This window comes from Halolamina pelagica (assembly GCF_900115675.1).
GTDB classification, from domain to species: Archaea; Halobacteriota; Halobacteria; order Halobacteriales; family Haloferacaceae; genus Halolamina; species Halolamina pelagica.
The window spans coordinates 149,194-167,548 of sequence record NZ_FOXI01000004.1 but is presented as its reverse complement, the minus strand read 5'-3'; the positions used below and the strand labels follow the sequence as shown (position 1 = coordinate 167,548).

15 protein-coding genes are annotated in these 18,355 nt (G+C 68.6%); 4 read left to right on the top strand and 11 right to left on the bottom strand.

The features are described 5' to 3' along the window. Position 1: 1 nt before the first annotated feature. Positions 2 to 913 carry a dihydrodipicolinate synthase family protein gene (locus BMZ83_RS07345; RefSeq protein ID WP_074877188.1) on the bottom strand — a complete coding sequence of 304 codons (912 nt, stop codon included), beginning with the start codon at positions 911 to 913 and terminating at the stop codon, positions 2 to 4. Between the two features lie 132 nt (positions 914 to 1,045). Between BMZ83_RS07345 and trmB the strand changes: the two genes are divergently transcribed. Next, complete coding sequence (gene trmB, locus BMZ83_RS07340) at positions 1,046 to 2,080, top strand: HTH-type sugar sensing transcriptional regulator TrmB (protein ID WP_074877186.1); 1,035 nt, start codon at positions 1,046 to 1,048, stop codon at positions 2,078 to 2,080. Here the strand turns inward: trmB and BMZ83_RS07335 are convergent. Beyond that, complete coding sequence (locus tag BMZ83_RS07335) at positions 2,077 to 3,039, bottom strand: ROK family protein (protein WP_074877184.1); 963 nt, start codon at positions 3,037 to 3,039, stop codon at positions 2,077 to 2,079. The genes trmB and BMZ83_RS07335 overlap by 4 nt on opposite strands. A gap of 212 nt (positions 3,040 to 3,251) precedes the next feature. Here BMZ83_RS07335 and BMZ83_RS07330 point away from each other — a divergent pair, with 212 nt between their 5' ends. Beyond that, a complete protein-coding gene (locus tag BMZ83_RS07330) occupies positions 3,252 to 4,355 on the top strand; it encodes a Gfo/Idh/MocA family protein (RefSeq protein WP_074877182.1) in 1,104 nt (367 codons plus the stop codon). Positions 4,356 to 4,407: 52 nt separating this feature from the next. Beyond that, on the top strand, positions 4,408 to 4,857 hold the full coding sequence (locus BMZ83_RS07325) for a universal stress protein (protein WP_074877180.1): 450 nt from the start codon (positions 4,408 to 4,410) through the stop codon (positions 4,855 to 4,857). A gap of 16 nt (positions 4,858 to 4,873) precedes the next feature. Here the strand turns inward: BMZ83_RS07325 and BMZ83_RS07320 are convergent, their stop codons facing one another. From BMZ83_RS07320 to BMZ83_RS07300, 5 genes are all read right to left on the bottom strand, one after another. Next, positions 4,874 to 6,022, bottom strand: coding sequence for an ABC transporter ATP-binding protein (locus BMZ83_RS07320; RefSeq protein ID WP_074877178.1), 1,149 nt, complete (start codon positions 6,020 to 6,022; stop codon positions 4,874 to 4,876). Between the two features lie 31 nt (positions 6,023 to 6,053). After that, positions 6,054 to 6,953: a carbohydrate ABC transporter permease gene (locus BMZ83_RS07315; RefSeq protein WP_074877176.1), complete on the bottom strand. Its 900-nt coding sequence runs from the start codon at positions 6,951 to 6,953 to the stop codon at positions 6,054 to 6,056. Beyond that, the gene (locus tag BMZ83_RS07310) at positions 6,950 to 7,993 is read right to left on the bottom strand and encodes a carbohydrate ABC transporter permease (protein WP_074877175.1); all 1,044 of its coding nucleotides are present in this window, start codon (positions 7,991 to 7,993) and stop codon (positions 6,950 to 6,952) included. The genes BMZ83_RS07315 and BMZ83_RS07310 overlap by 4 nt, the downstream gene beginning before the upstream one ends. 21 nt (positions 7,994 to 8,014) lie before the next feature. Beyond that, entirely contained in the window at positions 8,015 to 9,289 is a 1,275-nt protein-coding gene (locus tag BMZ83_RS07305; RefSeq protein WP_241729482.1) for an ABC transporter substrate-binding protein, read from the bottom strand. A gap of 169 nt (positions 9,290 to 9,458) precedes the next feature. Then, a complete protein-coding gene (locus tag BMZ83_RS07300; protein WP_074877171.1) occupies positions 9,459 to 10,646 on the bottom strand; it encodes a pyridoxal-phosphate-dependent aminotransferase family protein in 1,188 nt (395 codons plus the stop codon). 88 nt (positions 10,647 to 10,734) lie between these two features. On the opposite strand from BMZ83_RS07300, the gene BMZ83_RS16805 reads away from it, so the two are divergent. Beyond that, positions 10,735 to 10,884, top strand: coding sequence for a hypothetical protein (locus BMZ83_RS16805; RefSeq protein WP_166623223.1), 150 nt, complete (start codon positions 10,735 to 10,737; stop codon positions 10,882 to 10,884). Here BMZ83_RS16805 and thrS read toward each other — a convergent pair whose 3' ends face one another. From thrS to BMZ83_RS07280, 4 genes are all read right to left on the bottom strand, one after another. Further along, complete coding sequence (gene thrS / locus BMZ83_RS07295) at positions 10,885 to 12,813, bottom strand: threonine--tRNA ligase (RefSeq protein WP_074877169.1); 1,929 nt, start codon at positions 12,811 to 12,813, stop codon at positions 10,885 to 10,887. A 71-nt stretch (positions 12,814 to 12,884) separates the two neighbouring features. Beyond that, on the bottom strand, positions 12,885 to 13,067 hold the full coding sequence (locus BMZ83_RS07290) for a hypothetical protein (RefSeq protein WP_074877167.1): 183 nt from the start codon (positions 13,065 to 13,067) through the stop codon (positions 12,885 to 12,887). Positions 13,068 to 14,014: 947 nt separating this feature from the next. Beyond that, a complete protein-coding gene (locus tag BMZ83_RS07285; protein ID WP_074877165.1) occupies positions 14,015 to 14,959 on the bottom strand; it encodes a DUF368 domain-containing protein in 945 nt (314 codons plus the stop codon). Further along, positions 14,959 to 18,354: an oligosaccharyl transferase, archaeosortase A system-associated gene (locus BMZ83_RS07280; RefSeq protein WP_074877163.1), complete on the bottom strand. Its 3,396-nt coding sequence runs from the start codon at positions 18,352 to 18,354 to the stop codon at positions 14,959 to 14,961. Before BMZ83_RS07280 ends, BMZ83_RS07285 begins: the two co-directional genes overlap by 1 nt. Position 18,355: the final 1 nt, after the last annotated feature.

Genomic DNA, 18,355 nt, shown 5'->3' with positions numbered 1-18,355 from the left:
ATTACTCCAACAGCCCCAGCTCCGCCAACTCCGTCCGGAGCGCCTCGCTGTCGTCGTCGTCCATCCGGCGGAGTGGGGAGCGCAGGGGGCCGGCGTCGAAGCCGCGGTGGGAGAGTGCCTCCTTCACGCCGGCCATGTAGGGGCCGCGCTTGATTGCCGAGCGGACCGCGTAGACTCGCTCCTGGAGTTCCACGGCGCGCTCCCGGTCCCCGTCGTTGTAGGCCTCGTAGAGGTCGACCACCAGTTCGGGGAACGCGTTGGCGACCGCCGAGACCATCCCGGTACAGCCGAGGTCCAGCCCGGGCTTCAGTAGCGAGTCCGAGCCGGCGAGGAACGTGAGGTCGTCGTGGGCGGCGACGGCCTGGCCCAGCCACGGCACGTCCTTCGAGGAGTCCTTCAGGCCGGCGAGGTTGTCGATTTCGGCGAGTTCGTCGAGCGTCTCCAGCGAGAGGTCGTTGCCCGTCTTCGAGGGGATGTGGTAGACGTACACCGGGCAGTCGACGGCCGCACAGACGGTTCGGTAGTGCTCGACGGCCGCGTCGCCGTCGAGCGGGTAGTAATACGGCGTGACAGCGACGACGCCGTCGACGCCCGCGCGCTCGGCGGCCCGTGCGCGCTCGACCGTCCGGCGGGTCGCGGGTTCGCCGACGCCGGCGATCACCGGCACCTCCTCACCCACTTCGTCGACGACGGCGTGGACGACTTCGTCGCGCTCCTCGGGCCCGAGGAGGGCGAACTCGCCGTTGGTCCCCAGCGGGAACACGCCGTGGACGCCGCGGTCGACGACGAAGCGGGCGTGGGCGGCGGTCGTCTCGGCGTCGAGACCGCCGTCGTCGTCGAACGCGGTCACCGTCGGCGGGACGACGCCGTGCAGCGAGAGCGGGTCGGCCGAGCCGGGGTCGGGTGCGGACATAGCCGGCGACAGGGGCGCGGGTCTCTTGGAACTACCGGGACGGGTATTCGGACGCGAGTGAACGTTTATTTCACCGTCCGGCGGCGGGACGGACGGACGGTGTTTATGTGACCGGGCGGGCATCCCCGGAGTATGCACGACGACGACCTGCGCGTGGCGCTCGAGCGGGTCGGGGAGACGTTCGACTTCGGCGAGTACGAGATCGAGGCGTACCTGGCCGTGCTCGAACACGGCCGGCTCTCCGCCACCGAGATCGCCGAGCGGACCGACATCCCCCAACCCCGGGTGTACGACACCGTTCGGAGCCTCGCGGAGCACGGCTTCGTCGAACTCCAGGAGTCCCGGCCGATGAAGGTGCTCGCCGTCGACCCCGAGGAGGCGTTCGGCGGCGTCAGGTCGTCGCTGGACGACCTCGTCAGCGGGCTCGAACAGCGCTACACGGCGCCGGCCCGCGACGCCGAGGCGGTCACGCTCATCAAGTCGCCCGCGACCATCGAGCGCTACCTGCGGGAGATCGTCGAGTCCGCGGAGTACGAACTGCTGCTGTCGCTGACGCCAGACCTGCTCGCGGAGTTCGAGTCCGCACTCCGGGCGAAACGCGAGGCCGGCGTCACGATCGAACTGCTGGTCTCGCCGACCGCCGAGGTGCCCGACGCCGACGCGTACGAGTACACGGACGTGGCGACGACGGTCCGTTCGCGCCGCGGCGTCACGACGCCGGTCGCGGCGGTCGCCGACGGCCAGTTCTCGCTGTACGCGACCCGCGAGGCGCTCCACGGCGGCGAGGAGCGCTACGGCGTCGTGTTCAACCGCTCCGAACTCGGCTTCCTGGTCTCCGGGTTCGTCTCGACGGTGCTCTGGGCCTCGGGGGAGACGCTCGCAGTGACGCCCGAGCGGGAGCTTCCGCGGCGCTACGCGTCGCTCCGGCGCTGTGTCGAGGAGCTACAGGCGCTCTCCGGGCCGCTCCGGGCGAGCGTCGAAGGCCGGGACGTGCTGACGGGCGAACCCAGGGACGTGTCCGGCGAGGTCGTCGACACGACGCTCAACGACGAGGAGTCGATCGCCGCCTTCACCGTCGAGACCGACGACGGGCCCGTACGCGTCGGCGGCCGCGTCGCGGCGCTGGAGGACGTCGAAGCCCACGAGATCGAGATCGAGCGCGCCTAGGGGCGGACCTGCGAGCGGTCGTTCGCGCCGGCGGTGATCGCGGCCGCCAGCGCGCCGCGAACGGTCGCCTCGTCGCCCAGCGACGTGAGCCGGACCTCCGGGACGTTAGTCATCACCAGCTCCGGCAGGCGCTCGCGGACCGGCTCCACCACCTGCTCGGGGTTGTTCCGGGCGACTGCGCCGCCGACGTACACCACCAGCGGCGCGTACGCGTGGACCAGGTCCGCGACGCCGGCCGCGTTGTACGCCTGCATCCGCTCGATCACCCGCCCGGCGAGGGGGTCGTCCGCCGCCTCGAACACGTCCTTCGCGTCGATCTCGTCGAGCGACAGGTCCGTCGGAACCCCCTCCGTCTCGTGGACGTGGCGCGCGTGGCGGGGAATGTTCGCCCCCGAGCAGTACGCCTCCCAGTGGCCGTCGGCGCCGCAGCCGCAGGTGAGCCCGCCGATCTCGACGGTGTTGTGGCCGACCTCCGCGGCGTTGCCGTCCCAGCCCGAGAGCACGCGGCCGTCGACGGCGACGCCGGCGCCGATGCCCGAGGAGATGGTGAGGTAGGCCATGTCGTCGGGGGTCCGGTCGGCGTAGAACCGCTCGCCGACGACGCCCGCGTTGGCGTCGTTGAGCACCGTCACCTCCGCGCCGAGCAGGTCGGCCAGCGGATCGGTCAGCGGGACGCGGTCGATCCCGGGACCGAGGTTGGCCGACCGGCCGAGTTCGCCCGCGGCCTTGTCCAGCGGGCCGATCGACGCGACGCCACAGCGGACGACCGCCTCGGGGGCGACGCCCGCGTCGTCCAGCGCCGCGCGCGTCGCCGCGACCAGGGCCTCGGCGACCGCGTCGCCGTCCGGCCCAGGCGGGGTCCGGCGGCGCGCGCGGCTGACGACGCTGCCGCTCTCCTGGCCGACGACCGCCTTGATGTTGCTCGCACCGAGGTCGACGCCGACGTACCACGCGGTCATGTCGGCACCGCCGGACAGGAGACAGGCGTCGGGACTCGGTGCGGGCGCATGCTGTGAACTATTCTTTCGAACGTAAGTAAATTTCTTACGCGTCCGTCGCGACGGTGTGGTATGACTGACGCCGGCATGCTGCGTTCGAGTCACCGCGCGATTCGCCCGCGCCGATTTCCGGAGGGGATCCCGCCGACGACGACGACCGTGGAGGTACCGACGTGACGCTCTCGGTCGGGATGCTTGGCTACGGCTTCATGGGGGAAGCCCACGCGAACGCGTTCGCGCGGCTGCCGATGTTCGTCGACGACGCGCCGGCGGTCGAACGCGACGTGCTGATCGGCCGCGACGAGGCGGCGCTCGCCGAGGCGGCCGACCGACTCGGCTTCGCCCGGACGGCGACGGACTGGCGCGAGGTGGTGGACGAGGTGGACGCCTTCTACAACCTCGGTCCGAACGACGTCCATCCGGAGCCCACGATCACCGCACTGGAAGCGGGGACGCCGGTACTGTGTGAGAAGCCCCTGGCGCCGACCCTTTCCGCGGCCGAGCGGATGGCGACGGCGGCCGCCGACGCCGGCGTCCCCACGGGGGTGGGGTTCAACTACCGCTACGTGCCGGCGATCCAGTACGCGAAGGAGCTGATCGAGGCGGGCGAACTCGGCGAGATCCGGCAGTTCCGCGGGCGATACCTGCAGGACTGGCTGGTCGATCCCGACGCACCCGCGAGTTGGCGAACCGACGCCGAGCGGGCCGGCAGCGGCGCGCTGGGCGATCTGGGTGCCCACACGGTCGACCTCGCACGCTTCCTCGTCGGCGAAATCGAGCGAGTGAGCGGGCAGACCACCACGTTCGTCGACGAGCGCCCCGCTGCCGACGGCACGGGGACCGAGCCGGTCACCGTCGACGACGCCTACGGCGCGCAGGTTCGGTTCGACAACGGCGCCGCGGGGACCCTCGAAGCCTCCCGGGTCGCGCCCGGCCGGAAGAACGACCACACGATCGAGGTCGAGGGTACCGAGGGCGCCGTTCGGTTCTCGCTCGAACGGCTCAACGAACTCGAGGTGCTGGGGTCGGAGAACCGCGGCTTCGAGACCGTCCTCGTGACCGAAACCGACGACCCGTTCCTCGACCACTGGTGGCCGCCCGGGCACGTGCTCGGCTGGGAGCACACGTTCGTCCACGAGAACGACGCCTTCCTCTCGGCGGTCGCCGACGGTACGAGTTACAGCCCGGGTTTCGCCGACGGGTTGGCGGTCCAGCGGGTCCTCGACGCGATCCAGGCCAGCGACGAGCGGGGCGAGTGGGTCGCGGTAGGCCAGTGACCGGCCGAGGCCGCCCGAGCGGTTATGTGGCCGGCGGCAGTGAGCGTCACCTATGAGTCTCGAAACGGTCGTCGTCGCGATCGGCGACGACAACGAGGAGCGGGTCGCGTCGATCGCGGAGACGGCAATCGACATCGCGGAACCGGCGGGTGCGACGGTCCACCTCGTCCACGTGTTCTCGGAGGAGCAGTACGAGGCCGTCAAACGCCAACTCGACTTCGACCCCGCCGCGGCGGTCTCCCCCGGCATGGTCGCCAAGCGCCACGCGACGATCCGGGAGGTCGGGACGATCCTGGACGAGGCCGGCGTCGACTACGCGTGGCACGGCGCCGTCGGCGACACCAGCGACGAGGTGCTCGGGCTCGCCGGGGAGTTCGACGCCGACTTGCTGATCGTCGGCGGGCGCGGCCGCTCGCCCACGGGGAAAGCGGTCTTCGGGTCGACCGCACAGGAGATCCTGCTCAACGCGAACTGTCCGGTGACGTACATCCGGGAACCCTGAAAGGAGGAGCGCCGCCTCAGGTCGACGTGACGCCGTCGACGTCCGCGAGCGACCGGTTGCGCAGCGCCGCACCGGTCCGGTCGTCGAACAGGTGGATCGCCGACGGCGGGATCGTGGCGCCCACGCGGTCGCCCGCGGCGACGTTCCGCATCCCGCTGATCGTCGCGATGAACGTCTCGCCCTCGGGTGCGTCGGCGAAGCGGAGGTAGACGTTGTTCGACTCGCCGACCGGTTCGACGACGTCGACGACACACGCGAAGTCGTGGTCGCCGAGGTCGTCGACCGCCGGCCGCACCTCCACGTCCTCCGGGCGCACGCCGAGCGTGACCTCGGTCGCGTCGCCCAGCGAGGACGCGACCGCCTCGGGCAGCGGGTAGGTGAACTGCTCGGCCGAGAGCGTGTCGCCCGACCGGGCCGTCGGGAAGAAGTTCATCGACGGCTCGCCGATGAAGCCGGCGACGAAGCGGTTGTTCGGCGTGTGGTAGCACTCCAGCGGCGTCCCGACCTGCTGGAGCACGCCGTCGTCGAGCACGGCGATGCGGTCGCCCATCGTCATCGCCTCGGTCTGGTCGTGGGTGACGTACACCGTCGTCACGCCGAGGTCGGCCTGGAGCCGCTGGAGCTCGGTCCGCATCGTCGCCCGGAGCTTGGCGTCGAGGTTCGAGAGCGGTTCGTCCATCAGGAACGCCGACGGGTCGCGTACGATCGCCCGCCCGAGCGCGACGCGCTGCTGCTGGCCGCCGGAGAGCTCCGAGGGCTTGCGGTCGAGCAGGTCCTCGATGCCCATCATCGCGGCCGTCCCCTCGACTTTCGACCGGATCTCGTCGTCGGGCATGTCGGTGGATTCCTCGAGCCCGAAGCGCATGTTCTCCCGGACGGTCATGTGGGGGTAGAGCGCGTAGGACTGGAACACCATCGCGATGTCCCGGTCCGCGGGCGAGCTGTCGTTGATCGTCCGCTCGCCCAGCCGGATCTCGCCGTCGGTGACGGTCTCGAGCCCGGCGATCATGCGCAGCGTCGTCGACTTGCCACAGCCCGATGGGCCGACGAGCACGAGGAACTCGCCGTCCTCGATCCCCATCGACAGGTCGTCGACGGCGACGACCTCGTCGCTCCCCCCGTCGTTGAACACCTTCGTTACCGAATCGAGCGTTAGTTCTGCCATAGTGAATCACCTCTGAACCGTTCCGCGACGCTCATGCGGTCACCCCCTCGGCGAACTTGTCGCCGAACAGGACGTAGACCACGAGCGTCGGGAGCGCCGCCAGCAGTGCCGCCGCCATCCGCAGCGGGAAGTTCGTCCCCGCCTGCGAGACGCCGATCCCCACCAGCTCCTGCGTGACGACGGAGGCGTCGCCGAACTGGACGATCGTCAGCGCGAAGAGCAGATCGTTCCAGATCTGGGTGAACTGGTAGATGAACACCACCGCGAACATCGGGATCGAGAGCGGCAGCACGATCCGGCGGTAGATCGTCGACACCGAGGCGCCGTCGAGCCGGGCGGCCTCGATCATCTCGTCGGAGAGTTTCTTGTAGTGTGCACGGAACAGCAGCGTACAGATCGGGATCCCGTAGGCGGTGTGGGTGACGATCAGCGCCACCAGCTTCCAGTGGTACGCCTGGACCAGCGGGAGCCCGGCCAACGGGGCGAACAGCGACTGTAGCGGCACCACGTTGTACCAGAACTGCGTCAGCGGCACCAGCACCGCCTGGTACGGGATGAAGATCCCGGCGACGAACAGGGCGTAGATCCCGACCTGTCCGCGCCAGTCGACGTTCGTCAGCCCGTAGGCGGCCATGCTCCCGAACAGCCCCGAGAGGATCGTCGCGGGGATCACCAGGATGAAGCTGTTCGTCAACCCGCGTGCGAGCCCGTCGAACGCGTTCCCCCACGGCTGCAGGGAGAACGAGCCCGTCTCCGGGAGCAGCGGCTCCATCGGCGGCAGGAACGGCGACTGCCCCGTGTAGCTCTCGGGGCTGGTGATCGACGTGAACAGCCCCGTCAGGATGGGCAGGAGGTAGAACCCGGCCATCGCGATCAGCACCGCGTACAGGGCGAGCCGCTTGAGCCGGGCGTCGGTGTCGGCGGTGCTCATAGCTCACCCCGCCGGTACTGCGAGTAGATGTACGGCGCGACGATACACAGCGCCATCACGAACAGGATGACGGCGATCGTCGAGCCGTACGCCCAGTTCTGGTTGGCGTACGCCTCCCTGACCATCCGCGTCGCGAGGATGTCCGCCGACGGCCCCGGCTGGTAGCCGCCGTACATCGAGAACAGGAAGTCGAACGCCTTGAGCGCGAAGACGGTGATGACCACCAGCGCGCTCACCGTCGCCGTCCGGAGCTGGGGGACGATCACGCGCCAGTACATCTTGATCGTGCTCGCGCCGTCGACGCGCGCGGCCTCGAAGTGGCTCGACGGGATGCCGCGCAGCGCCGCGAGGTAGACGATCATCGCGTAGCCGCTGAACTGCCAGATCAGCGCGAACGCGACGGCGCCGAGCTTGAGGTCGGGGTTCTGGACGATCTGGACCGGACCGATGCCGAACACGCCGAGGGCGATGTTGATCAGTCCGGTCTGTGGGTTGTACATGTAGAGCCAGAACTTCGCCGTGACGACGAACGAGAGGCTCATCGGCAGCAGGTAGATCGTCCGGAACGTGTTCTCGAACCGGATCCCGCGGTCGACGAGGATCGCGAGCAGCAGGCCGAGCGCGAGACAGACCGCCGAGAACCCGATCATCAAGGCCAGCGTGTTGCCCAGCGAGTTCCAGACGGGATCGACGGTCAGATCCGACCACGCCGGCGTCCCGCCGCTGACTTCCCCGCCCATCCCGAACATCGACAGGAACCCGTCGACGGGATCCGAGAAGGCGACGAAGTAGTTCTCGACGTCCAGATCGGAGTAGTCCGGCTCGCCGATCCCGGAGAAGTCGGTCAGCGAGAGGAAGAAGTTCCAGACGACGGCGCCGTACACGAACAGTCCGACCAGCAGGAACGGGGGGACCCAGAACGGGGCCGACCGAACGGAGTCCCGGTCGAGGAACGACCGCTCCGAGGCGGGCTCGCCGCCGTCGGTTCGGGCGTCGCTGTCGGACCAGCGGTTGCGGAGTGTGGCTATCGGGTTACGCATAACTGTGCTTCCAGGGGGTCGTTACTCGAAGGCGCCGACGAGCGCCTCTGCGGTCGCGTCGGCGTCGTAATCCTCGAGGAAGCCACTGAAAGCACTGGTGATGTTCGTCTTGATCCCGGTCGAGACGGCCAGGCCGTGCTGGATCGACGGCGGCTGGCTGTCCGCGCTCGTGAAGTCGTCGTACTGGTCCTGCTGGAACGTGTTGAGCTCGGACACGTCGGCGTCCTTCCGGGGCGGGATCGACCCCTTCTCGCGGTTGAAGCGGACCTGCGCGTCCGTGGTGCCGCAGTAGCTGAGGAACGTCTTCGTCGCCTCGGGCGACGGGTTGTTGTCGAAGTACGGGAACGAGTCCATGTTGAGCAGGTAGCTCCCCTCGGAGCCGGGGTAGGTGACCTGTCCCCAGTCCTCGCCGTAGTTGAACTCGTCGTCGCCGCTGTAGGCGCCCGCCGCCCAGTCGCCCTGGTGGATGAACGCGGCGTCGCCCTCCATCACCATCGTGTTCGCCTCCGTGAAGCTGATCGAGGAGGAGTCACTCGGGTAGTACTCGCTGAGTTCGACGACGTTCTCGAGTGCGCTCCGGACCTGATCCACGTCGCCCTCCCCCTGTATGAACGCCTCGTAGCCGTCGATGCCGGCCTGGGCGAGCAGCACGGTCTCCCAGAGCTGGATCGTCGACCACGAGCCGCTGGTCTGCTGGGCGAACGGCACGGCGTCGGTGTTCTCGGCGACGGCCGCACACGCGTCGACCACGTCGGCGGGCGAGGAGAGCGATTCGGGATCGACGCCGGCCTCCTCGAGCACCGCCGTGTTGTAGAACAGGTTGTTGATACGGTGGATGTTGAGCGGGACCGTCACGTACGTCCCGTCGAGCTTGGCCTGCTCCTTGGGGCCCGGCAGGTAGTTCTCCTTGAGGTCGTCGGTCCAGACCTCGCCCTCGATGTCGGCGTAGGCCTCGCCGAACTTCTCCAGGGTCGCGCCCGGCCACGTCTGGAACGTGCTCGGCGGGTCGTTGGCCTGCAGTCGGTTCGAGATGACGTTGTCGAGGTTGCTACGCGCGGCGCCGTTGACCGGCTCCTCGGCGAACTCCACGTCGGGGTGCGCCTCCTGGAACCCCTCGATGAGGGCGGCGACGGCGGCGTTGCCGTCGCCCGAGGACCACGCGTGCAGCAGTTCGATCGGGTTCTCCGGCTCGTCGCCGCCGCCACCCGTGAGGCTGCTACAGCCGGCCAGTCCCGTCGCACCCGCCGCGGCGGCGGACGCGAGCACAGTACGCCGCGAGAGCCCGTCTCCGTTCATGTCCGAGGACATATGTGACGAACGTATACACACTTACGAGTAAATCTTGTGGTAACGCCTCACAGGACACAGCTCGTTGAAAAATCGCCGGCGACGGGGGTCACGAGTGACCGAGCCACGCAGGAGGCAGCAGCCGAGAACTACCGCGGAAAACGAGGAGCGTCCGCCGTTACTGCTCGAGTTCCCGGGCCGTCGCCTCGACGGCCGCGCCAACGTCCACGTCGACGCCCTGCCGAGCGAGCGCGTCGCCGAGCGCGCTCACGACCAGCGAGACGTTCTTCGGGTTCGCGGAGTAGCCCATGCAGCCGATGCGCCAGATGTCGCCCTCCAGATCGCCCAGTCCGGAGGCGATCTCGAGGTCGTACGCGTCGAGCAGGTAGTCGATGACCTCGCCGTCGTCGACGCCGTCGGGCACGCGGACGGCGTTCAGACTCGGCAGCCAGTACTCTTCCGGTGCGTTCATCTCCAGCCCCATCGCCTCGAGCCCGGCCTTCAGTGCGCCCGCGACGCGTCGGTGGCGCGCCCAACGTTCCTCGATGTCCTCCTCGGCGACCAGTCGGAGCGCCTCGCGGATCGCGTAGACGTTGGTGATCGGCGCCGTGTGGTGGTACGCGCGCTCCTCGCCCCAGTACCCCTCCAGCAGCGAGAGGTCGAGGTACCACGATCGGGCGTCCGCCTCACGGTTCAGCACCTTCTCCATCGCCTCGTCGTTCAGCGTCAGCGGCGACGCCCCCGGCGGGCAGGAGAGGCACTTCTGCGGGCCCGCGTAGGCAACGTCGACGTCCCACTCGTCGACGCGGAGTTCGACGCCGCCGATCGAGGTGACGGTGTCGGCGATCACCAGCGCGTCGTGGTCGTGCGCGATGCTGGTGAGCGCGGGCACCTCGGGCTGGAGCACGCCCGTCGAGGTCTCGGCGTGGACGAAGCCGAACACGTCGACGTCGTGGGCGTCGAACGCCGCGGCCACGTCGTCGGGGTCGAGGGGCTCGCCCCACGGCGCGTCGACCTCGACGACGTCGCCGCCCGCGCGCTCGGCCATCTCGGCCATCCGCCCGCCGAAGTAGCCGTTGGTCGGGACGAGCATCGTGTCGCCCGGTTCGACGACGTTGCCGATCGCGGCCTCCATCGCCGCCGAGCCGGTCCCGGAGACGGGGATCGTCCACTCGTTGTCGGTGCGGAACGTGTAGCGCAGCAGCTCCTGCACCTCGTCCATCAGTTCGACGAACGAGGGGTCGAGGTGGCCCACCAGCGGCGTCGACATCGCGCGCAGCACGCGCGGGTGCACGTCGCTGGGGCCGGGACCCATCAGCGTGCGGTTCGGCGGTGAGAGCTCTCCCACGTCGGGTGCGTCGGACATACGTGGGGGTTCGGCGTGAGACTGCTAAAAGGCGGGGGAAGCGGTCGATGCGGCGAGGGTTGATGCCCGCAGCGCGAGAAGGTGGGGTATGAGCGACGGATCGCGGGGCGGGCTCTCGCCGCTGTTCCCGGCGGAGACGCCGACGTTCCGCGGCAACGGGCGGAAGTGGGTCGCGATCCTCCTCGCGATCACGCTGATCGTCGGCGCGCTCGTCGGGTTCGTGAACGCGCTGCTCTAGTTACTCCTCGAGGAAGTCCGGCTCGAGGCGCTTCTCCTCACGCTCGGCTTCGAGGTACTCGCGGAACGCCTCGGGGTCGATGTCGTCGGCCTCGCGCTCGTAGCGGTCGCGGACCGAGATGGTGCCGGCCTCCTCCTCGTCACTCCCGACGATGATCATGTAGGGCACGCGGTCGTCGTGGGCCTCGCGGATCTTCCGGCCGACGGTCCAGTCGCGGTCCTCCACCTCGACGCGGAAGTCGTCGAGGTCGTTCTTCACGCGGTGGGCGTAGCCCAGCGCGTCGTCGGAGACGGGCAGGATGCGCACCTGCTCGGGCGCGAGCCAGAGCGGGAACCGGCCCTTGAAGTGCTCGATCAGGACCCCCATGAACCGCTCGAAGGAGCCCAGCAGCGCGCGGTGGACCATCACGGGGTAGTGCTCGTCGTTGTCCTCGCCAACGTAGGTGAGTTCGAGCCGGCGCGGGATGTTGAAGTCGAGTTGGACGGTGCCGACGGTCCACTGGCGCCCGATTGCGTCCTCGGCGTCGATGGCGATCTTCGGCCCGTAGAAGGCGGCTTCGCCGGCCTCGATCTCGTAGTCGAGCCCCTCACCCGAGAGCGCGGCCTCCAGCGACTCGGTGGCGTCGTCCCACATCTCGTCGGAGCCGACCGCGTTGTCGCCCTGGGTCTCGAGCTTGTAGCCGATGTCGAAGCCGAAGTCCTCGTAAATCTCCTTGACGACGCCGAGGGTGCTCCGGATCTCCTGCTCGATCTGGTCGGGACGGATGAACGCGTGGCCGTCGTCCTGCGTGAACCCGCGCACGCGGAGCATCCCCGAGAGCTCGCCGGACTGCTCGTTGCGGTAGCAGGTGCCGAACTCCGAGAGCCGGATCGGGAGGTCGCGGTAGGAGTGGCTCGACGTGTCGAACACGTGCGCGTGGTTCGCGCAGTTCATCGGCTTCAGGCCGTACTCGGTGTCGTCCTGCTCCCAGTTGAACATCTCGCCGTTCTCGGTGAAGTTGTCGTAGTGGCCCGTGGGCTTCCAGAGTTCGGCCTTGTTGAGTTCGGGCGTCCACACCTCGTCGTAGCCGAGCTCGTCGTTCTTCTCCCGGATGTACTCCTCGAGTTCCCGTCGGATGGTCATCCCCGGCGGGTGGAAGTGGACACAGCCCGGCGAGTGGTCCGGCACGGAGAACAGGTCCATCTCCTTGCCGATGCGGCGGTGGTCGCGCTCCTCGGCCTCGTCGAGCATCTCGAGGTACTCCTCGAGGTCGGACTCGGACTCGAAGGCCGTGCCGTAGACTCGGGTGAGCGACTCGTTCTCCTCGTCGCCGCGCCAGTACGCCGAGGAGATGTTGAGCAGTTCGACGGCGCCGATCTCCCCGGTGGATTCGACGTGTGGGCCCTGACAGAGGTCCTCCCAGCCGTCCTGGCGGTAGAAGCTGACCGTCTCGGCGTCGCCGGCCTCCTCCTCGAGGATCTCGCGTTTGAACCGGTTGTCCGCGTACTGCTCGAACGCCTCCTCCCGGGAGCGTTCGAGCCGCTCGATCTCGTAGTCGGCCTCGATGATCTCCGCCATCTCCGCCTCGATGGCGTCGAGGTCGTCGTCGTCGAGGTCGACGTTCGTCACGTCGTAGTAGAACCCGTCGTCGGTCGAAGGGCCGATGGTGAGCTTCGCCTCGGGATGGATGCGCTGCAGCGCCTGCGCGAACACGTGGGCCGCGGAGTGACGCAGCACGTCCAGGTACTCGTCGGACTGGTCGGTAACGATTTCGAGCCGAGCGCCGTCGTGGAGTTGGTCCTCCTTGGCGACGAGTTCGCCGTCGACGACGCCCGCGACGGTGTCGTCCCCGAGCCCGGGACCGATCTCGTAGGCGGCGTCCTCGACCGTGGCGTCCTCGGGGACGGAGAGCTCCGACCCGTCCGGCAGCACGACCGTGATTTCGCTCATACGCCACGCAACTGGCCGCGGGGATTAAGCCTTGTTGAGACGCGCTGGCGGGGCGCCGCAACGGGTGCCACTCAGATGTCGATCGCCTCGCCGCCAGCGGCCCAGTCGGCGGCGACGACCACGGCGGCGACGACGACCGCTGCCGCGGCGAAGCTACCGAGCGCAGTCGGGGTCCAGCCGGCTTCGAGGCGCGTCGCCGTCTGCACCACCGGCGCCCGGAGCGCGCCGACGACCAATGCGACGAGGAACGTCATCGTCGCCGCCCGGCGAAGCGCGAGTGTCCACTTTACGCCGTGGGAGCCGGTGAACAGCCCGAAGACGTCGCCCGCAAGGAGGTGATGATCGCGATGAGGCTGGACCGACAGTCAGCGGGTTCCTCGTCAACCCTGAACCGGCCGTCCCACGTTGTCGCGCTCTCGTTCGACGTCCCCTAAAGAAACTACAGACGGTCATCAGTCCGGAAAACACCCGTTCGAGACAGCTGTAGGCAGTCTGCGTCGTGATGAATACCGGAGCAGCGAGTGAGCAGAGTGAACCACTCCAGCGGCGAGACTGAAAGCCAACCGCCGGGCCGCGTAGCGACCAGTCAAAGAGGGCAGCGATCGCGATCGGACCACTGCCGGCCGACACGGCGCCGCGTCTACGAGTTCGACACTGGACGAACTACAGACCCGTAACTGCTGGCAATTCGTCACTATGCGCCGGGCACAGCGAGGCTGAAACAGCGTGGATCATCTCCGGTCTCCTACTCGTCGATGGGCATGCGTGGCTTGAGCGGTGCTCGGTCGTCGACGCCCAGTCCTGACTCGCTGAATCGCCAGTGCGGGAGCAGTCACACGACGACAGCATCACCAGACAGCGGGCTGCAGGCGGTGTGCCGGAAGACAGTCGGACGGAGCGCGATGGCGGCCAGCCAGTAGGTCGTCGTGCGATGGCGGCTGACCAGTTCCCTCACACCGTGATTCTCACGGGGACACCACGGCATCGCTGGAGCGGCGCTGCGCGTGGCTTGTACGCTGTGCCGCCAAGGCGGTTGTTGCGGATGTGCCCAGCTCTGTAGTTCGCTGCACCAGCCGCCGTCACCGCTGTGTGGCGCACAGGCCACACTCGGAGGGACGGTGGCCGTTGCTGTGGCGGTAGGCACCGAAACACCCGCACCAGCAATCGCTTGGGCCAAGCACTTCCCGCGATGCGGGGACGCCTACGCGTCTGGCGTCACCATCTCCCCGCTCGTCGCCCACTCGATCCCGATGACGACGGCGGCGCCGACGACCGCCGCGACGGCGAACAGGCCGATCGCTGCCGGGGACCATCCGGCCTCGAGTCGCTGGCCAGTCTGGACGACCGGCGCCCGGAGCGCGCCGACGACCAGCGCGACGAGGAACGTCATCGTTGCCGCCCTCCCGCGGTCGAGCGCCCACCGGACCGCGTGTGCGACCGTAAACAGGCCGACGACCGCGCCCGCGAGGAACGTGACGATTGTCGGCGTCCCCGGCGGGAGCGCAACTGTGCCGCCACGTGCGACTGCGAGGAGCGCATCGATGAACGCATTCAGGTGATCGATCATGTAGGCGTACTGCCCCAGCAGGAGCAGGAGTAGCGATCCCGAGACCCCCGGGAGAATCATCGCACTCACTGCCACCGTCCCGGCGAGGAAAGTCACGACGGGGCTGTGTCCCAGCGCCCCCTCCGCCTGCCCGGAGAGCAGGAAGGCAACGGCGAACCCGGCAACTGCGGCGGCCTGCTGGTCGCGGGTGTCGAACCGCATCTCGCCGCGTAGCAGCCACGCGGAGGCGCCGATGAAGCCGAAGAACCCGCCGAACGTCGCCGCGGGGTAGGCGGCCATCGCGTGCTCGAGCACGCGCGAGACGGTGACGAGCGCGGTCGCGATCCCCAGCCCCAGCGCGGCGAGAAAGGACCCGTCGATCTCTCGGAACGCGTCGACGGCGTCGGCCCGGCGGGCCGGCAGCGGCGCCGCCGCGATGTTGAGCAGTCGGTCCGGTTCGACGGCGGTGATGGCGGCGATCAACCGGGGGTAGATGCCGGTCAGCAGCGCGATGGTCCCCCCCGAGACGCCGGGCACCGCGTCGGCGGCGCCCATCACGATCCCGCGGAGGTAGACGCCCAGGGACTCCCGTCCGCGCATCAGTTCGTCACGCGAGCAGCCGGTCCGAGCGCGTCAGTCGAGAGCTCGTTCGTCGTCGGCCCGTCCACGCTCCCGGCGTCCGCCGAGAACTCACCGCTGCCGTCCGTCGAGTCCGCGGTGAACGAGTCAGGCGCGGTCAGGCTGCTGGTGTTGGTGTCGTTCCCGCCGGCGTCGGAGCCGTTCTGGGCGCCCTCCGGCGCCTGCGTGCGCTCCTCGAGGGTGATCTGCTTGGGCTCCTCGTCGACGCCCAGCACCTTCCCCTCCGAGAGGTTGAACTCCTGTCCGTACTGGATCGCGTAGCCGGACTCGTTGGTCGTCGACGGCGTCGTGACCGTGTAGCTCCCGTTCGCGCGGACGCTCACGTTCGTGTAGCCGTTCTCCGGGCCGAACTCGTCGTAGCCCGTCGTCGAGTACGGCAGCGTCAGCGTGAACTCGCCGTCCGCGTTCGTCTCGGCGTGCTGCGTGTAGACGAACGTCCCGTCCGAACTCGGCATCCGCATCTCGACCGAGGCGGTCACCTCGGTGTTCGCGGGCGCCCCGGAGCCCTCGACGGTCGCGCCGGGCACCTTCTCGAACGTCTTCACCCACGAGGGCGTCGTACTCGTGGACTGATAGATCAGCCCGTAGAGCTGGTCGCCCGCCATCGCGGCCTGGCGCCGGTCGTTCAGCTGGAAGTTCCGGTTCTGTGCCTCGCTGGCCTTCGCCAGCCGGTAGTGCTCCAGCGCGGGCACGTCCTCGCTCGGGAACGGCCCGACCCCGCCGATCTGGGCGCTGCCGTCCTCCTCGACGTACTCCTCGGCCGCGGTCATGTTGGGGAAGCGCTTGACCATCGACTCGTTGTCGCCGACGGTCCGGACCTCGACCGTGCTGCCGTCGGCGGCAGTCAGTTCGCGGGTCTCCCAGTCGACGACGATCGGCTGGGCCTCCTGTGCGGAGCCGTGGTAGCGGTAGAGCCGCACCATCAGGCTGTCGTAGTAGCGCTGCTCGTACACCTGCGAGCTCCTGTCGACGAACGTGCCGCGCTCGGTCTCCTGGAGGCTGTACACGCGCTCCGCGAAGTCGCCGTAGGAGACGTTCTCGTCGTCGTAGAACGTCACCGGCGCGCTGAACTTCGAGGTGACCGAGGCCATCTGGTAGTCGACCATGACGTAGCGGGTCTCCTCACCCGGTTGGGCGCGGCGGTCGAGAACCGCCTGGGCCTGGCTCTCGTTGGGCGCGAGGAGGTAGTTCGCCGCGTTGGTCGCGCCCTGCTGGAACGGGTTGGCGTTCGGGATCCGCTCGCTCTGGGTGGTGATCCAGTGGCCGTAGTCCCACCAGGACATCACGCCGTAGGCACCCTCGGGGTACTCGAAGTCGTCAGTCCGCTCGTAGGCGCCGTAGTACTCCATCCGGTCGGCGTTACCGGCGCCGCCGAGGTTCCCCTCCTCGGGCGTGTTGTTCTGCATCCAGTCGAACGTCCCTTCCCACGCGAGTACCGCGCCCGGACCGGTGCTGTTGCCGGTCTGGACCGAGGTGGCCGTCTGCGTCCCGCCACTCTGGGCCGAGCCGCCGAGCGTGACCGGGACCGCGAGGACCGGCGCGGCGACGAGCAGGAGGACGGCGGCGATGGTGAGCACTTGGTGACCCTCGAGTTCATCGACGAACATGATCGCCGAGACCAGGACGGCTGCGGCGACGACGATCGCCGCGAGCGTCTGGTCGAGCAGGAGCAGCCCGAACACGACCGGGACCGTCGCGAACCCGATCGTGCGGGCCTCGAGGTCGGCCGCCGCGAGCGCGGCGTCGACGTCGATGTAGTCGAGCACGCGCGCGAACAGGTACGCGTTCGCGACGACGACGACGACCGCGAGGTAGTAGTTGAAGCGGATTTGGGTGAACGCCATCGAGGTGAGGAACGCGGCCCAGACCACGAACAGCAGGTCGGTCGCCTCGTACTCGGCGACCAGCGGCGCGCCGGCGAGGAGCACGGCGACGATCAGGAGGCCGAGCACCTGCTGGTCAATGCCGACGGCGCCGCCGACGACGCTCGGCAGCGGCGTCAGGAAGATCAGCGCGGTGATCACGAGGCTCCCGCCGAGGTAGGTGTAGGCGCGCTGGGTCCCCTTCCGGAGCAGGGGCCGAGCGTGCATGAGCACGACACCAAGGACCGCGGTGAAGAACGTGATCCCGTACTCCATCACGACGCGCTCGGAGGCGGAGTTGAGCCCGTACTGCTGGATCGAGGTCGGGCTGATGAACGGCTGAGCCTCGGAGATGGTTCGGGTGGCGGCGTCGGCGCTGAAGCCGACGATCCGGAGGAGGTTGGAGGCGACGAGGTCGTAAGCGCTCCCCAAGAGCAACGCGACGAGAGCGACACCGACGATCCCGAGCCCCGCGACGACAGCCGGGAACTGGGAGGCAGGACGCTCCTCCCCTTCCCAGAAGCGCGCGAGCCAAGAGAGGCCTACCGCGGCCCCAGCGACCGCGAGAGCTGCGAGCGGTTGGAGGAGCGAGAGCACGTTCGTCGAGAAGCCGAACGTATCGATCGCGAGAAGGCTCATCAGCGCGGTGACGAGCATCGACACGGCCACCGCGAACGAAACCGGCTCCGGTGTGTTGCTGTGAACGACGTCCGTGGTGACGTTCACGACCAGGAACAGGCCGACGATCCCGACGAGGAACACAGCGGGCGGCCACGTCCAGATGAACAGCCCGAAGAGGAACCCGGCGGCGAGCGACCACGCGAGCGGCTCCCGGAGCGTATCGATCTCACGGGATTCGAACAGCTCCTCGCGGACCACCTCCCAAACGGGAGTGGTGCGCTGGGCGGCCGCGACGGCACCGAACATCCCGGCCATCGCCAGCCCCATGAAGAACGGCTCGGCCGCGTTGTGGTCGGCGGCCCCGACGAGCGTCCGCTGGAGGAACAGCCCGGGCAGGAGTGCGAGAAGGAAGACACCGAACAGCCCCCCGATACGGCTGCTGAAGCGTTTGCCGATGAAGTAGACAGGGATGACGGCCAGCGCACCGAACACTGCCGGTGCGACGAGGAGGGTCTTGGCGATGAGGGTGTCGGTCGGGGAACCGAGGCCGATGACGAGAGCGACGAGTGCGATCAGTTGGTCGTAGAGGGTCCCGAACTGGCCGACGAAGTTCCCGATCGGGAAACCGGTCCAGATGTCGTACGGCATGGAGGACGGGAAGTTCCGGACGATGTAGTTCGTCTCCCGGAGGTGGTACCAGGCGTCGTTACCGGAGAAGTATACCTCCCCGTTTCGGAGGAAGTTCGAGTAGTTCTGCATCCGCACCCAGAACATCCACGCCATCGCGAGGAGGAGCGCGGGGACGTGATACCAGTCAGTTGCCGTACGGCGGAGTGACTGGAGTAAGTCGTCACTTTCGCTGCGCGAACTCATT